At 47.1% G+C, this 15,854-nt stretch carries 13 protein-coding genes; 3 read left to right on the forward strand and 10 right to left on the reverse strand.

Going from position 1 to position 15,854, the window contains the following annotated elements; all coding sequences use genetic code 11:
* Nucleotides 1-103: 103 nt before the first annotated feature.
* Complete coding sequence (locus C0638_RS21775; RefSeq protein WP_013370984.1) at nucleotides 104-805, forward strand: response regulator transcription factor; 702 nt, start codon at nucleotides 104-106, stop codon at nucleotides 803-805.
* Between the two features lie 15 nt (nucleotides 806-820).
* Entirely contained in the window at nucleotides 821-1,927 is a 1,107-nt protein-coding gene (locus C0638_RS21780) for a sensor histidine kinase (RefSeq protein ID WP_025675076.1), read from the forward strand.
* 15 nt (nucleotides 1,928-1,942) lie between these two features.
* Here C0638_RS21780 and C0638_RS21785 read toward each other — a convergent pair whose 3' ends face one another.
* From C0638_RS21785 to C0638_RS21830, 10 genes are all read right to left on the reverse strand, one after another.
* On the reverse strand, nucleotides 1,943-2,698 hold the full coding sequence (locus tag C0638_RS21785) for a LutC/YkgG family protein (RefSeq protein WP_058712505.1): 756 nt from the start codon (nucleotides 2,696-2,698) through the stop codon (nucleotides 1,943-1,945).
* Complete coding sequence (locus C0638_RS21790) at nucleotides 2,691-4,211, reverse strand: LutB/LldF family L-lactate oxidation iron-sulfur protein (protein ID WP_058712506.1); 1,521 nt, start codon at nucleotides 4,209-4,211, stop codon at nucleotides 2,691-2,693. The genes C0638_RS21785 and C0638_RS21790 overlap by 8 nt, the downstream gene beginning before the upstream one ends.
* Nucleotides 4,208-4,936 (reverse strand): (Fe-S)-binding protein, encoded by a 729-nt coding sequence (locus tag C0638_RS21795; RefSeq protein ID WP_058712507.1) that lies wholly within the window; start codon nucleotides 4,934-4,936, stop codon nucleotides 4,208-4,210. Before C0638_RS21795 ends, C0638_RS21790 begins: the two co-directional genes overlap by 4 nt.
* Before the next feature lie 166 nt (nucleotides 4,937-5,102).
* Nucleotides 5,103-5,861, reverse strand: a complete 759-nt coding sequence (locus C0638_RS21800; RefSeq protein WP_013370978.1) for a DeoR/GlpR family DNA-binding transcription regulator — start codon at nucleotides 5,859-5,861, stop codon at nucleotides 5,103-5,105.
* Nucleotides 5,862-5,881: 20 nt separating this feature from the next.
* Nucleotides 5,882-7,357, reverse strand: coding sequence for a rhamnulokinase (gene rhaB, locus C0638_RS21805; RefSeq protein ID WP_058712508.1), 1,476 nt, complete (start codon nucleotides 7,355-7,357; stop codon nucleotides 5,882-5,884).
* The gene (rhaI, locus tag C0638_RS21810) at nucleotides 7,354-8,574 is read right to left on the reverse strand and encodes an L-rhamnose isomerase (RefSeq protein ID WP_058712509.1); all 1,221 of its coding nucleotides are present in this window, start codon (nucleotides 8,572-8,574) and stop codon (nucleotides 7,354-7,356) included. Before rhaI ends, rhaB begins: the two co-directional genes overlap by 4 nt.
* Nucleotides 8,575-8,964: 390 nt before the next feature.
* The gene (locus C0638_RS21815; protein ID WP_058712510.1) at nucleotides 8,965-11,034 is read right to left on the reverse strand and encodes a bifunctional rhamnulose-1-phosphate aldolase/short-chain dehydrogenase; all 2,070 of its coding nucleotides are present in this window, start codon (nucleotides 11,032-11,034) and stop codon (nucleotides 8,965-8,967) included.
* Between the two features lie 305 nt (nucleotides 11,035-11,339).
* Nucleotides 11,340-11,981: an acetyltransferase gene (locus C0638_RS21820; RefSeq protein ID WP_058712511.1), complete on the reverse strand. Its 642-nt coding sequence runs from the start codon at nucleotides 11,979-11,981 to the stop codon at nucleotides 11,340-11,342.
* A complete protein-coding gene (locus tag C0638_RS21825; protein ID WP_058712512.1) occupies nucleotides 11,978-13,117 on the reverse strand; it encodes a DegT/DnrJ/EryC1/StrS family aminotransferase in 1,140 nt (379 codons plus the stop codon). Before C0638_RS21825 ends, C0638_RS21820 begins: the two co-directional genes overlap by 4 nt.
* A gap of 33 nt (nucleotides 13,118-13,150) precedes the next feature.
* The gene (locus C0638_RS21830; protein ID WP_013370971.1) at nucleotides 13,151-14,017 is read right to left on the reverse strand and encodes a glycosyltransferase family 2 protein; all 867 of its coding nucleotides are present in this window, start codon (nucleotides 14,015-14,017) and stop codon (nucleotides 13,151-13,153) included.
* A 243-nt stretch (nucleotides 14,018-14,260) separates the two neighbouring features.
* On the opposite strand from C0638_RS21830, the gene C0638_RS21835 reads away from it, so the two are divergent.
* Nucleotides 14,261-15,790: a glycosyltransferase gene (locus C0638_RS21835; protein WP_025677061.1), complete on the forward strand. Its 1,530-nt coding sequence runs from the start codon at nucleotides 14,261-14,263 to the stop codon at nucleotides 15,788-15,790.
* The last annotated feature ends 64 nt before the right edge of the window (nucleotides 15,791-15,854 follow it).

Below are 15,854 nucleotides of genomic sequence, written 5' to 3' on the forward strand. Positions count from 1 at the left end.
GACAAACGACCTGAGAAGAGTGTCCATAGCCTCCACCGCCAAAAAGGTATATAATACGCCCATATTGTATACTGCTGGAAAGAACAGAAAGGGTGCGCGGGCCATGCATAACGGAACCATTTTATTAGTAGACGATGAACCTGAAATAATTAAGCTCATGCAAATATATTTAGAAAATGAAGGATATCGCTTGCTCATGGCACGGGACGGACTGGAAGCGCTGGAGCAGGTTAATCGGGAACAGATAGATGTGATGGTGCTGGATGTGATGATGCCCAACATGGACGGGATTGAAGCCTGCATGAAAATCAGGGAAACCGAACATTTTCCGATCATTATGTTGTCTGCGAAGGGACAAGATATGGACAAAATTACAGGGCTTAGCGTTGGGGCCGATGATTATGTCACCAAGCCGTTCAGCCCGCTGGAGCTAGTGGCACGCATCAAATCCCAGCTACGTAGAGTACGGAAGTATACCCATTCCTCTTCTGTATTGGAGCATGAAATGGTACTGGATGAACTCTCCATTAACACTGTTACGCATGAAGTCACTCTCGCTGGAGAATCCGTAAAGCTGACTCCGCGTGAATTCGCCATTGTTGAGCTTTTGGCTCGACACCGGGGGCAAGTGCTGAGCATGGAGCAGATTTATGAGAAGGTCTGGAAGGAGCAATATCTGGAATCCAACAACACGCTAATGGTTCATGTGCGTAAAATTCGCGAGAAAATTGAGACTGATCCGAGAAAGCCCAAATACCTGAAAACAGTGTGGGGCATCGGCTATAAAATGGAAAAATTCGATTAATGGAGGACTTGCGTCTTGAAGGCAAAACGATATGATACGCTGGGATGGAAGCTGGCAGCTCTTAGCCTTGCTGCCTTCACTTTAACTGGACTGATTTTAATGGTGTTTTATTATGGAGCGTCTTTGCTGTTATGGCTGAATCCCTCCCGTTCATTTTTCGGCACCCGGCTGATCCGCTGGACCGTAAATCATATTGGTTCCTCACTGATCATGCTGGTGAGCGGGCTGCCTTTATATATTTATTTCTTTTTCCTTTTTACCAAAAATACGATTGGCTATCTACGCGAGATTACGAAAGGGATGCAGAAATTCGCGGACGGAAATCTATCCTATTCGATTCCGGTATCTTCAGCGGATGAGCTGGCAACCTTGGCGAAAAATATGAATACCATGGCAGACAAGCTCCGTCTCTCACTAGAAGAAGAACGGGCTTCCGCCAAGGCCAAAAACGACCTGATCACTGGCGTATCCCACGATCTTCGCACCCCGCTAACCTCTGTGATTGGCTTTTTGGAGTATATTGAAACCGACCGCTACCGGGACGAAATTGAGCTGCGCTACTATGTAAACATTGCTTATGAAAAATCGCTGACGCTGAAAAAGCTGATCGACGAATTGTTTGAGTACACGCGTGTGAGCGGTGGTAGCCTGCCTCTGGAGCTGAAGCCTGTAGACCTCGGCAAATTGCTCACTCAACTTGCTGAGGAATTTGTACCCTCACTGGAACAGGCGGACATGTCTTATCGTGTCCGAATCGTTGAGCCTGTGCGGATATTGGCCGACACGGACGAGCTGGTACGCCTGTATGAAAATTTATTTTCCAACGCGATTCGATATGGAAAGGATGGCAAACGTTTCGATATCACCATCGGACGTGAAGGCGATGAAGCGATAGTGATCTGCACCAACTACGGTGCCCCGATTCCACAGGAAGATGTCCCGCATCTGTTTGAACGGTTTTATCGAGTGGACAAATCACGCTCCAAGGAAACCGGAGGCACCGGGCTGGGTCTTGCCATTACCAAAAGCATTACCGAGCTGCACAATGGCCGCATTTCGGTTAGGAGCAATCGCAGACAAACGGATTTTGAAACCCGTTTTCCGCTCTATCGTACCCGTTAGACGGGCAGTGTAACGCTAACCAATCAACAACGTATAAACAATACCCGGTCCGTGTACGCCGATCGTCAAGTCATTTTCAATATCGGACGAGCGGCTCGGTCCAGTAATAAAATGAATGCCTGCGGGCAATTGCTCGCGCCCTGCTTCGTCAAAGCGGCTTAAAATCTCGCCCAGTCGTGTTCGCAGACGCTCCACGGACAGGAGAATGATGAGCACGGTCGGCAGCAGACTGACCGAGCGCCCCTTCTCCGGCGAGGATAGCACTGCTACCGAGCCGGTATAGGCGGCGGCCTCATCGGCTATGACAATGCCGATATCGGCCTCCGCGGCGCGTGCCTTCCAGTCTTCGGCTGGATCGGTGTTCCACACCGACAGTCGGACTTCCGGCAGCGCTGCTTCCAACTGGAGCGCCTCCAGGTCCGGCTCATTCTGCCGGACGATATAGGCCGCTCCCAGCTCTCGCGCTTTGTTCGCGATCCAGTCTGCCGTCTCCTTCAGATCCGGCAGACGCACGACATGTCCGCCAACACTTGTAAAGTTGGCGGTGAACTCCTCGATGCGCTGCTCCGCACTCCATTCGAATTCGTGCCAAAACGCTGGTGCGCCGCGAAACGGCTGCATCGGTGGCTCCGTCTGCCGCGGACGCTTGAGGCGCGCCGCAATGCCCTCCATAAAGCGTGCCTGCTTGACACGGGATTCTGATTGCATTTGATGAAGCCACGCCTCATGCTCCGCTTTTGCATGCGCAGAAGGATTACGCTGTTCATTCATGCTGCATCCCTCCTTTTCTTCTATCCGCCAAGATCGTCTCCATTCGGCTGAGAATGTCCGGATGCATGACCTTGCGTTCCTGCTCCAGCTCACGCGCCAGTGTGTTCCAGTGCTGACGGAAGGATTTTTTTGCCAGACTAGGGGCCACACGGTACGTATTCCAGCCTTTTAAGGGGCCAAGCTTAAGAGTAATTTCTCCCTTACGAACGACCGCTTTCTGTGCGATCTGTCCGAGTCGGATCGCCGCAGCGAATCGCTTTGAGCTGGAAACTACTGACGCAAAACCTTTCATCGCTGCCGTCTCTAGATTATCCCCTTTTCCCGCCTCCACCTTGCGTCTACGCAAATAAACCAGCATATCATGCAGTGGTATTTTGACCGGACAGGCTTCATAACACGCCCCGCACAAGCTGGACGCACTCGCTATATCGTTCCACTCTTCGATGTTGCCGTGAAGGGCAGGCGTAAGCACTGCACCAATAGGACCACTGTATGTCCCGCCATACGCGTGTCCCCCAATGTGTCGGTACACCGGACAAGCGTTCAGACAAGCACCGCAGCGAATACAATTTAACAGCTCCTGAAATTCGGGATTGCCTAGCTGAAGCGAACGCCCGTTATCTACGATGATAATGTGCATTTCCTCCGGTCCATCGGCATCCTGGCTGCGCCGGGGTCCTGAAATCCCCGACATATACATAGTCAGCTTTTGTCCGGTAGCGGAGCGTGGCAGCAATGTAGCCATCACCTCCAAATCTGTCCAGGATGGAATAATTCGCTCCATACCCATCAGTGTGATTTGCGTTTTGGGCAGAGTGGAAACCATACGAGCGTTGCCTTCATTTTCGAACAGGACCATGGAACCCGTCTCAGCAATGGCAAAATTGCAGCCTGTCATGCCAATATCCGCATCTAGAAACTTTTCACGCAGCTTTTTGCGGACAAAGCCCGCCAAAATCGTCGTATCTGCGGACAACTCCTCCCCCGCTTCTTTGGACAGCAGCTCGGCAATCTGATAACGGTTTTTGTGAATCGCAGGGATTACGATATGAGATGGCGCCTCTCCTGCCAGTTGAATAATGTACTCACCGAGATCACTTTCAATCGTCTCGATATCCGCACCTTCCAGCGCCTGATTCAAATGCAGCTCCTCCGACACCATCGACTTGGATTTGACGACAGAACGTGCTTGATTATGCGCAGCAATGTCCAGTGTAATGCGTACAGCATCCACAGCTGTGTCGGCAAAATGGATATGCACCCCGTTGGCACGGGCATTTTCTACAAATAGATTTAAGTAATAGTCCAGATGGGCAATGGTATGAAGCCGAATTTGGCGCCCCCGCTCACGCCATTCCTCCCAATTTCCATGCTGCTCAGAAGCTACCCGTTTACCGTTGCGCAGTCGCTCGGTAGTGAAACGAACTGCATTCCGTAGAAAATCGTCATTTAGAGCCAGCTCTGCACGTTCTTTGACCTTTTGGTTCATAGAATGGGTATGTACAGCGGTCATGCGTGCTTCACCCCTTCATACAGCAGCTCTGCCAGATGCATTACCCGAACTGGCTCTTCCCGATATCTGAGATTTCCGGCGATGTTCATCAAACAGGCCATGTCCAGTCCGACCAGCACCTCAGCTTCCGTCTCCCTGATATGGTCCACTTTTTCAGTCACCATCGCTCCCGAAATATCGGGCATTTTTACCGCAAAAGTACCACCAAACCCACAGCAGTCCTCAGCAAAAGAAAGCGGCACTAATTGCAAACCCTTTACGCTGCCAAGCAACTTCATCGGTTCCTCTTTTACGCCGAGCAAACGTGTTCCATGACAAGACGGATGGTAGGTTACCGTATGAGGAAAAGACGCGCCCACATCGGTCACGCCAAGCACCTGTACCATAAATTGTGTAAACTCATACGTCTTTTGCTCCAGTCTCCGTGCCGAATCCAGCCACTCAGGCTCATCCTTAAACAACTCCGGGTAATGATGAATCATATATGTGCAGGAACCGGAAGGAGCTACAACAAAATCACTGTCATTAAACGCTTTCAAAATCGTTTTTGCAGCAGCCCTTGTTTCATCCCAATAGCCGCTGTTATAGGACGGCTGCCCGCAGCATGTCTGCACCTTGGGAAATTCCAGCTCGACACCATATCTGGCAAGCAAGCGGGCCATCGCTTCCCCTACCTTGGGATAAATCGCATCACTCAGGCAGGTAATAAATAAAGATACCTTCATACGATACACCCCTTCCGTCCATTTTCCAAAAGAAAACTTTCATCATAAGCATAGCTTGCAGCGGGATTCTTACCTATATAGGTCATACTCACCAGAGAATCCCGCTGCAACAGCGATCGTAAGATCAAATGAACCGCAGAGCGACCTCACCCCGGAAACTACATGCTTACACAATCGTAACCGGGATGGACAGCTCTGCGAGCTGACTGCGAATCGGGTCCGACAACCGCGAATCTGTGATAATTTCGGACACTTGCGACAAGTTCACCACATGTGTAAACGCCTGCTGCCCGAATTTGCTCGCATCTGCCAGTAAAATCACGCGATCTGCAATGCTGACCATTTTCTGCTTCAAACGAGCTTGCAGCTCATTCGATTCACTAATGCCGCGATCCAGATGAACTCCCTGACTGGAAAAAAACAGCTTATCTACATAATAGGTTTCTAATGAACGCTCTGCGAGCGGGCCTACGAACGATAGTGAACGTTGAAGCAGCTGACCTCCCGTCGAAATGACCTCGATTTTTTCCTTACCTGCCAGCTCTGTAGCTACCCGAATCGAATTCGTCAGTATCGTTAAAGGAATATCCGGCAGACTGGACGCCATATACCAGGCAGTCGTACTGGCATCCAGCAAAATGCGATCATGCGGCTGAATCTGCTTGACCGCTTCCTCAGCAATCCGACGCTTTTCCTCTGCGTTCATAATTTCCCGTACCGCATATGGCGTTTCAGGCTGCTCGTTTTTGACACTAACCGCTCCCCCATGTGAACGGCGCAGTCGTCCCGCCTGCTCCAGACGATCCAGATCGCGGCGAATCGTTTCTTCCGTTACTTTACACAGCTCACTCAATTCGGACACCCGTATGCTTCCTCTTTCATTCACGAGCTGCACAATCATCTCATATCTTTCTGCGACCAGCATGACAATCTCACTCCACATCTTTAATGTACAAAAAGTCCTGTCACCCGCCGGAACTGCCCGTAGGCATCCTCCCACGCTTCTGACTCGGCAGGTTCATATTCCTCTACGGTAATCGAATCCGCAATCACCCGGCGTGCTTCCCATATATCGGCGAACTTTCCCTGTGTCATCCATTGTACCGCAAGATTACCGATTGCGCTCGCTTCTGCGGGACCCGTCCATACGGGTTTTTGAATCGAGTTGGCCGTCCATTGGCACAGCAAGCGATTTTGAATCCCACCGCCGACCATATGCAAGCCATTAAAACGCTGTCCTGACACTCGTTCTGTAAGCTCCAAAATGTAACGATACTTTAACGCCAGACTTTCCAGAATACAGCGTGTAATTTCGCCCGGCGTTTCCGGCAATGGCTGCCCGGTATTGCGGCAGTATTGGCGTATGCGTGTTTTCATATCTCCGGCATGCAAAAACAGTTCATCATCCGGGTCAATCAAACAAGTGAACGCTGGAGCCTGTTCTGCCATATGAACCAATTCAGGAAAGGAATAAGAGTTTCCCTGCCGCTCCCACTCTCTGCACGCCTCCTGTAGTATCCACAGCCCCATGATATTTTTTAGCAACCTGTAGGTTCGGTCCACGCCGCCTTCATTTGTAAAATTAAATCGAAGCGTATCATCATTGATTACTGGCTGTGCGGTCTCCGTTCCCATCAGGGACCATGTTCCGCAGCTCAAGTACGCAAAAGACCGCTCCAGCGCAGGCACGGCCGCCACTGCTGATCCTGTGTCATGCTCTGCTACTGCAATCACAGGAATCGCTCCAATGCCCAGATCCGTCATGACCGATGAACGGATTGTACCTGCAACACTTCCCGACTCCAGTACCTCTCCAAACCAAGAGCGGGGAATGTTGATTCCGGACAAAAGCTCATCATCCCATTTTTGCTGTAACGGATGATATAATTGCGTGCTGGTTGCATTCGAAAACTCATGATACATTTCACCTGTCAGAAAATACCGCAGCAAATCAGGGATCATCAGAAAATGTTCCGCCTGCTCTAGCAAGGGTGATCTTGCATTTCGCATAGCAGCCAGCTGATAAATCGTATTAAACATCAAAAACTGAATACCTGTACGCTGGAAAATAAACTCTTTTCCCAGTTGTTCCTGTACTTCTTCCATTACTCCATGGGTGTGCCAATCCCGATAATGATAAGGGTTGCCTAGCAATTCTCCGGTTTCTCCAATCAGTCCAAAATCGACCGCCCAGGAGTCAATCGCCAGGCTGGATGGATTCATTCCCATATGCTTGGCTTTGAGTAATCCTTGCTGAACCTCTTGATAGAGACGCAATATATCCCAGTGCAGACGCTCCCCAACCTTGACCGGGTCATTGGAAAAGCGGTGGATTTCTTCCACCACGATACGTGAATCTGTCAATTTTCCGAGTAGAACTCTGCCGCTGCTTGCTCCCAAATCATAAGCGAGGATGCTCACCAGCTCGCACCACCCTTGCCTCTTTGCAAAATCTGCGTACCATACTCAGACGCCAAGTAGGCTTTCATTGGATCTACAGGTAATCCTTGCTCTTCACGGATCGCTTTAAGCAATGGGGCCACATCAAACTCAAATGCTTGGCGTACCGCATCCTCCGCACCCAGCACATCCTGACGGCTCGACGCTTCCTCCACCTCTGCATGATTAATCAAGAGTGCCTTCGCATATTGAGTCTGCACATTCAGTACCGAGCGAATCATGGCCGGAATTTTGGGTTCGATATTGTGCGACTGGTCGATCAAATAAGCAATTTTATCAACGGTATGGCGGATATCTGCATCAACATCCTGAGCTGCGTTCAAAATTTGGTAAAAGATTAAAAACAGCTCATACGGATTGGCAGAACCCACGATCAAATCATCATCCGCATATTTATAACTGTTAAAATGAAAGCCGCCCAGTCGTTTCTCATCCATTAAAAACGCAACAATATGCTCCACGTTGGCCCCCGGCAGATGATGCCCTGTATCCACCAGCACCTGTGCCTGCGGCCCTAACTTGGTCGCATAATGGTACGCCATGCCCCAATCGGCAATATCCGTATGGTAAAAGGCCGGCTCAAACGCCTTGTATTCAATCAGCATACGCATGTCTGGCGTGAGCGCCTTATACATTTCGCTGAGTGCCTCCAACATCCAATTTTTGCGTTTGCGAATGTCCCCCTGACCGGGATAATTCGTTCCGTCTGCGAACCATAAGCTAAAATCGTTGGAGCCCGTTTCCTTTGCAATATCCATGCATTCCAGTAAATGGTTGATAGCCTTGCGGCGGATTGCCGGGTCTACATTCGTAACACTACCGAGCATGTAGTCCTCGTCTTGAAACAGATTGGGATTTACGGCCCCAATCTGCAGGCCAAGACTTTCGGCATGACTGCGAAGCTTACCGTAATTGTCTACTTTATCCCACGGGATGTGAATGGCAACGGACGGACACAAGCCTGTCAAGGCATGAACCTGTGCGGCATCCTCCAGCTTTTCGAACGGATCACGCGGCACGCCTGTTTTCTGAAAGACTTTAAAACGTGTACCTGAGTCGCCATATCCCCAGGACGGTGTTTCTATGCTTAGCGCTTTCAGCTTGGTCTTTACTTGCTCCAGGTCAATACCTCGTTGTTGTTGCTGCTCCTCAAATAAGGCGTACGCTTTGTCACTCATCGTGGTTCCTCCTTGAAAAGTAAGTGCGTTATGGGGGGGAAGGCTGCTTCGCGTCTGGATCATTCTTCCGATCGCTGTTATCCCCAGATTTTTTTATTTTATAGAACATATTAAAGGTGAAAATCCGGGGATAAAGGCGAACGCTACGCTTCTTCAGAACGATTCCATCCGCTCCGCTGCTGACCACCCATAAAGTCACTTTTATTTTAAAGTGTTAGCGTGTATATAAAGGCATTCGCGCGTAAATAAGTTAACACAACTTATTTACGTGTTTGAAACTAATTAAAAACCTCTTCGTACTATGGGCTTGTGGCCTGGATTATTGCAGTAAATTAGTACATTAAATTAGTTCGCTATGATCCTAAGTGTTCTATTAACTGCCTCTTCTTCCTAGCGTGTAAAGGCTGCTGGGACGCCGCCGTCGATGGTCAGCATACATCCGGTCGTCTTCTCCGCCTTGGATGAGGCGAAAAAGGCAATGCCCTCTGCGATATCCTGCGGGTAGATGTTGACCAGCAGCGTCGTTCGCTTGCGGTAATGCTCCTCCAGCTGGTCTGGCTCGATGCCGTAGGCAGCGGCTCGCTCGTTACGCCAATTGGAGTTCCAGATCGCCGAGCCTTGCAAAATTGCATCCGGCAAAATGGTGTTTACGCGGATACCGTATTCCCCACCTTCTGCGGCAATACAACGGGCCAGATGCGCCTCCAGCGCCTTGACCGAGCTGTAGGCCGTTACATTTTTACCTGCATAGACCGAGTTTTTGGAGCCGACGAACACCATGCTGCCGCCAAGCGTCTGTTCCTTCATCAGCTTGAATGCTTCACGTGCGACCAAAAAATAACCCGTTCCGAGCACATTTACATTTAAATTCCATTCCTTTAATGATGTTTCATCGAACGGACTGGATGTAGCAAGACCTGCATTGTTTACGATAACATCTACACCACCATAGGTTAGCGCCGTTTCGGCATAGGCAGCCTGAATCTGATCTTCCTGCGTCACATCCATTTTTACGGCGATGGCACGGTTTTCACCGTAACTGCTGTTTATGTCTGCGGCTACCTTTTGTGCACCTTCCAGATTGAGGTCTGCCAACACGACATGCGCACCTTCATCTACCAAACGCCGTGCGGTTGCACTGCCTATTCCGCCTGCACCGCCTGTAATGAACGCAATTTTGCGTGAAAATTCCGCTTCTGCTGGCGCCAGTGACAGCTTGTAAAGCTCTAGCGGCCAGTATTCCACGTTGTAAGATTCATTTTCACTGAGCGAAACAAACTCCCCTAATGCCGTTGCTCCTCGCATGACAGCAATAGCACGATGATATAAGGCACCGCTTACCTGTGCATTACTCCAGCTTTTGCCTGTGTTGATCATCCCTACACCCGGAATCAAGATTACACGCGGCCCTGCTTCAAATCTCACGTCTCCTTCATGTCGATTACGCTCGAAATAAGCTTGGTACTGCTCTTTATAGGCTGCTATACCCTCGGCAAGCTTAACTTTCAGCCCCTCAACATCCTCTATATCCGGTGTCCAATCTACATAGAGCGGTCTCATTTTGGTATGAACCAGATGATCCGGGCATGCTGCTCCAACCTGGGATAAAGCACTAGAATCCAGGCCGTTCACAAACTCCAACACATCCTCCGCGTCATCAAAGGTGAGGATCATCTTTTTCTCATCACTGACTGCACCCCGGACGGATGGCATGACCTGGGACACTATGCTGCGGCGCTCCTCTGAAGTAAGCGCTTTATATTTTGCGCCTCCAAACCCCTGCTTTTCCTCTTGGTGAGCTTTAATATAGCTTTCTGCTTCTTGGATGATTTCGATCGTTTTGGCATAAGCCGCTTCGGATGTGTCTCCCCACGTAACCAAGCCATGCTTTTCCATCAATACCAACTCAGCTTGTGGATGATCGAGTACCCCTTGGGCAATCATTTTCGACAGCTTAAAGCCGGGACGGATATAGGGTACCCATACAAAACGATCACCGAAAATTTCCTTAGCGATTTCCTTGCCGTTATGCGCACAGCATAAGCTGATAATCGCGTCCGGATGTGTATGATCGACATGCTTAAAAGGCAAAAAAGCATGCAATAGCGTCTCAATCGAGGCACGCGGATGCTTGGCATCAATCATACAATTCGCCAGATAAGCAACCATATCCTCGTCAGATATATCTTCCCGCTCAAACAAAGGACGGATATCCTCCATACGAAGTCCTGTGAAGTTATGCGCTTTCATTGTTGCAAGATCGGAACCGCTACCCTTAACGTACATCACTTCCACTTCACGCCCGCGGAAATCCTCTATCGTTGTTTTGGCCGAAGTATTGCCGCCTCCCCAGTTGCACACGCTCCTATCTGTGCCAATCAGGTTAGAACGGTATACGAGTTGTTCCAGCGTGCTTTTCTGCTCAGATGCTTGTGAAGAATTCCATAGACTTTGTACCATAGGAAAAAGACCTCCAAGTTCTGTTTTTGTTTTGAATTGTTTTATTAAGGTGGATATTTTTTGTTTATGGAGACTATAACACTTTTGTTTTAATTTGAAAATATAAAATACAAAAATAATCAAAAATAAATTTTAATTTTATCCATATGTAACACGAATATATCGTCTAGCTTAAAATATAATAAGGCCGTGCCGGGGTCAGGTCATAAGAACCTTTTCCGGTACAGCCTTTTGACAGGTAAATCACTTTATTGCCAAGCATATTGCTGCAAATTTGATTACGCTCTATTGTAAAGGAAGGAAGATCAGAACATATCAAGTTGTTTTTTAACGACTGCTGGTACACCTGCAGCCATGGAAAATTCAGGTATATCCTCTTTAACAAAGGCCCCACCACCGATCATAGACCAACAACCAATGTGACGTTTCTCCCGTACCGAGGCACCAATGCCGATATAGGCACCCTCATCTATGGTTACATTGCCTGCCAGATTCACACCCGGGGCTATGGTTACATAATCGCCAATAACCGCATCATGACTCACGTTAACACTCCGATTGATAATTACATGCTGTCCGATCTTAATATTGTCCGACAGGACAGCCCCTTCAAAGACCATGCTTCCTTCTCCAATGGTGTTTCTTCGAGACAAACGAATACGGGGATGTATTAGCGGAGCTGCGATACGAAATCCCGTTTGAATTGTATTATTAACGAATCGCTTCTTTAATGCCGGGTCACCCACCCCCGCACAGATCAGCTCCACCTCATATTTTAACGCTTCAATGTCATTCAACGTCCCCAGTACAGGAGCGCCATTTACGATCTGCCCTTTCATCTCAGGTCGTTCGTCCAAAAAACCTGCCACTTTCACTCCTAGCTCTTCACATAACCAGTTGATTTCCCTTGCATGTCCGCCTGATCCCCAAATCACGATTTTCCTCATCCGGTTGTCTCTTTTCCCAGGCTTCCCAGAACGTTTACAATTCTTCGAACAATAATCTCGTCCAGTTCTTCCCACAAGGGCAGGCTGACAATATGTTTGGCAATATGTTCGGTAACACGAAGAGTAGACCGCGTATAGCTTTGGAACTGCTTCTGCTGATGGCACGCCGGAGAAAAATAGGTTCTGGCTTCTATTGAATTAGAGGCTAATAACTTAACGACCTCTTGATTCGTGTGTGAATCCGGACTAAGGAGAGGGATAAATTGATGGACAACTGATCCTTGCGTTTTTTGTATAGACCATCCTCGTTCTAATAAGTCTGCTTGAAGCAGTTCTTGAAGATAATATTCGTAGATCGTCCTTCTGTTCTCCCGTACAGTCTTAAAATGATCGAGGGTGGCTAAAGCGATAGCAGCGGTATACTCGGATATCTTACTGTTAAGACCTTGGGTGACAGACTCCCTGCTGCTGGAGAAACCGAAATTCCCTGCCTGACGAATTCGCTTAATGAGATCTTGGTCCAGACTGTATACCAATCCACCCTCTCCGATACCAAAAGATTTGGTGGCATGAAAGCTGAATACTACGGCCCCTCCAAAACCTTTGCCAAAATGGGTGGCTTCCTCGGGCGTTATCGTTCCAAAGCTGGCAGCAGCATCAATGACTACCGGAATTCCCTGCTCCTGCAGCTTATTATATACGGATAAATCAATGGCTGTACCGAAAGTGGCATATGGAACGATTACCGCAATCTCATCTCCCAGCAGCTTGACTGTCTGCGCTAACTGCTCCCTATTCATTTGCCAATTCTCCGGTTCAATGTCAAGGAAGTAGGGTTCTAACCCACACCACTCAGCAGCAAGTGGGGTGGCCGCAAAAGTAAAACTTGGCATAACTGCATATTTGCCCTGTGGTCGCTTGCTTTGGGCGATCGCCAAAATCAAGCCAATAGTAGCGTTATGAACGGTCACAGCCGAACCGATTCCATCAAACATTTGCGCAATGACCCGCTCTTCAAACAGGTTATTTAAGGGACCATAATTGGAGTAAATCCGGGTCTCTTCTATTTTCTCAAAATTGGAAATAAATCGTTCCTTTTTTACTAAATTAGGTCGTAAAAAGGGAATATCGAACATGAGCCAGCCTCCTTCGCATATGGGATGAGCAGACTAGGATTCCAATGTTTTTAATATCATTTCAATTCGCTCGATATCTGCAACAAATTGTGGACGACCCCTTATACGTTCCTGATAAGCATGAAGTGCAGTTTTAAACAAATCATCAGTATCAAGAAATCCATCGTCTCTTGAGGCAATCATAATATCTAACCATTCCGTGAACGCATTTTGACCAAGCGTCTGATTATTTTGATTGGGATGTATTCGGAAATAGCTTAGTGCTTCAGGAATATAAACTGCTTTTCCTTTGGATAGTAAGTTCAACCAGGAAGCTAAATCATTAAGAAGAGAATACTGTTTTCCTTTATAAACCCCAAACCGTTCGATAAGATCTGCTTTTTTGAAAAACACTGTTGTAGGTTCCCCAATCACATTTAAACAACGAGTTAATGCAACGTTTGCCAACATTCTTCCGTCCATGATCCTTGTTTCCTCGTACAGCCTTTCCGTTGCATAGAGCGGTGGGAGAATAGTCCCTGATTCATCCATGGTTTGCCGATACGAGGTAACCAGTGTGATGTTTTCGAAATTTTCAAAAAAATAGATCATCCTTGCTATTTTTTCTTTTTGAAACATGTCGTCATCCATCAAATAATTGATATATTCACCTGACGCCAAATCAAAACATTTATGCCAATTTTCGAGAAAAAGATTTTTATCATTTTTATAATATTTAATTTGGGGAAAAGAATCTAAATAAGAATCAAGCATTTCTTGTACTTCATTCGTTGTACTGTCATCACAGATAATGATTTCGATGTTCGGATAAGTTTGTTCCAATACACTGTCGATGGCGATTTTTAGTGTATGCGGCCGATTATATGCAGGTATAACTACACTTACTAATGGGCATTGCACGCTTACTCCACCTTTCCTTTATGCTTAGGTGTCTACGCCGGAGGTTTCAAACGATTTAATTTGCTATGTTCACATGGGCTGGCATTTTCCTCACATCCCCGAACACATACACATACATATACATATATATTGCTGAGAAATAAAATGATGCCGGGAAAATGGATGTTTCAATAAAAACAATACTAACATCTGAATCGGCACCTCCCTCTCGTTGGTGTTCGAAACTGGTAAAGGGGAATGATCATGTCATTGAATTTCACTCCGCTACTGACAGCTCATTTATTTGTATCGAAGAAGGTTTTAAAGGATCATGTAAAAGAATTGATAGATAGATTGGAAGAAAACCACATTACAATAAACTTGTATGAGGCTGATCAACCACTTATAGACAATAGCCTCCAAAAGCCTCGGGTTTACGTCTCGCTCGGAGAAGAGTGGGGAGAATTTTCAGCATTAAAAGCGTTACCTGGTCACGAAAAAAAACGCTGGTTACACTTCCAATCACCAGACGAAATTCAACCTATGCATTTATTTTTCTGCTGGCTTAAGGCAACAGATCCTCTTCCGGAGAATAGAACGATTCCTCCAACACATTTCTCTTCAAACACACCTTTAATATCCGTGTTTACTGCCAGTTACAGATCAAAAGAAAAAATTCAACGACCTTATCAATCTTTATTAAAGCAGACCTACAAGAACTGGGAATGGGTAATCGTGGATGATTCCGGTGATGAAGATGAGACATACAAGGAGTATTTACTACCTTTAGAGGATCACCGTGTGCGAAGATACCGCCAAGATTCCCGCAATGGTTATATAGGGGCTATCAAAAGGTTTGCAGCCGGTCTATGTACAGGGGAAATTTTAGTAGAAGTTGATCATGATGATGAGCTAACTCCTGACTGCCTAGAGAAAATCGTCAAAGCATTTCAACAAAATCCTGACTGTGGCTTTGTTTATGGGGATTGTGCTGAGGTGTATGCAGGGAGCAATCATGCGCATTGGTACGGCTGGGATTGTGGCTTTGGTTACAGTGTTCATTATCGAGTCTGGCTGCATGATATGAACAGATGGCAAAATGTACAAAAACATACGACCATTAATGGCAAAACCATTCGCCATCTGGTCGGTTTACCCAATCATCCACGTGCGTGGACGAGGGACTGTTATCATCTGATCGGAGGCCATCGCAATGAACTACTGGTAGCAGATGATTACGATATGCTGGTCCGGACGTTTCTTTGCACTAAATTTGTAAACATCCCCGATTTGATATATATCCAATATCGTAACGAACAAGGAAATAACACTACATTCCTCAGAAATAAGCAGATTCAGATTCTTGTAGGGGAACTATATAGATCTAATTTTCAAAGGATTCAAATGAGATTGAAAGAATTCGATTTACCACAGCTATTGCCTTATCGTCGTATATGGGAGACTTCTACAGATGATCCTGCCCGGAAATCTGCTCACGTTATTCAAGAAGATACCTCAAGATTCTCGATATTGTTCCCTATCCCCCATTCCTGCCCTGAAATAGAGCATACGCAATTAAATAAGACACTCCAAAAGGGCATTGAAAACAACTTTAGGGAGATCGAAATTGTGGTTGTAGGTCGAATTCCATCAGAAATCGAAACCTATGCCTCCAAAGCTCCCAGGGGAGCCATACGATGGTGGCCTATGGAGCCAAATGATTCATTAGAAACTTGTATTCAATATGCAAAATTTGTTGCGTCCTGTAAAGAGAAAGTGGTTGTGTTGCCCTAAATTACAACAATGCTGAATAGAATATTGGCCAACAATTATTTTCCAATGCCTTTGTCGAAGTCTC

The sequence above is a fragment of the Paenibacillus sp. lzh-N1 genome, assembly GCF_002872435.1.
GTDB classification, from domain to species: domain Bacteria; phylum Bacillota; class Bacilli; order Paenibacillales; family Paenibacillaceae; genus Paenibacillus; species Paenibacillus polymyxa_C.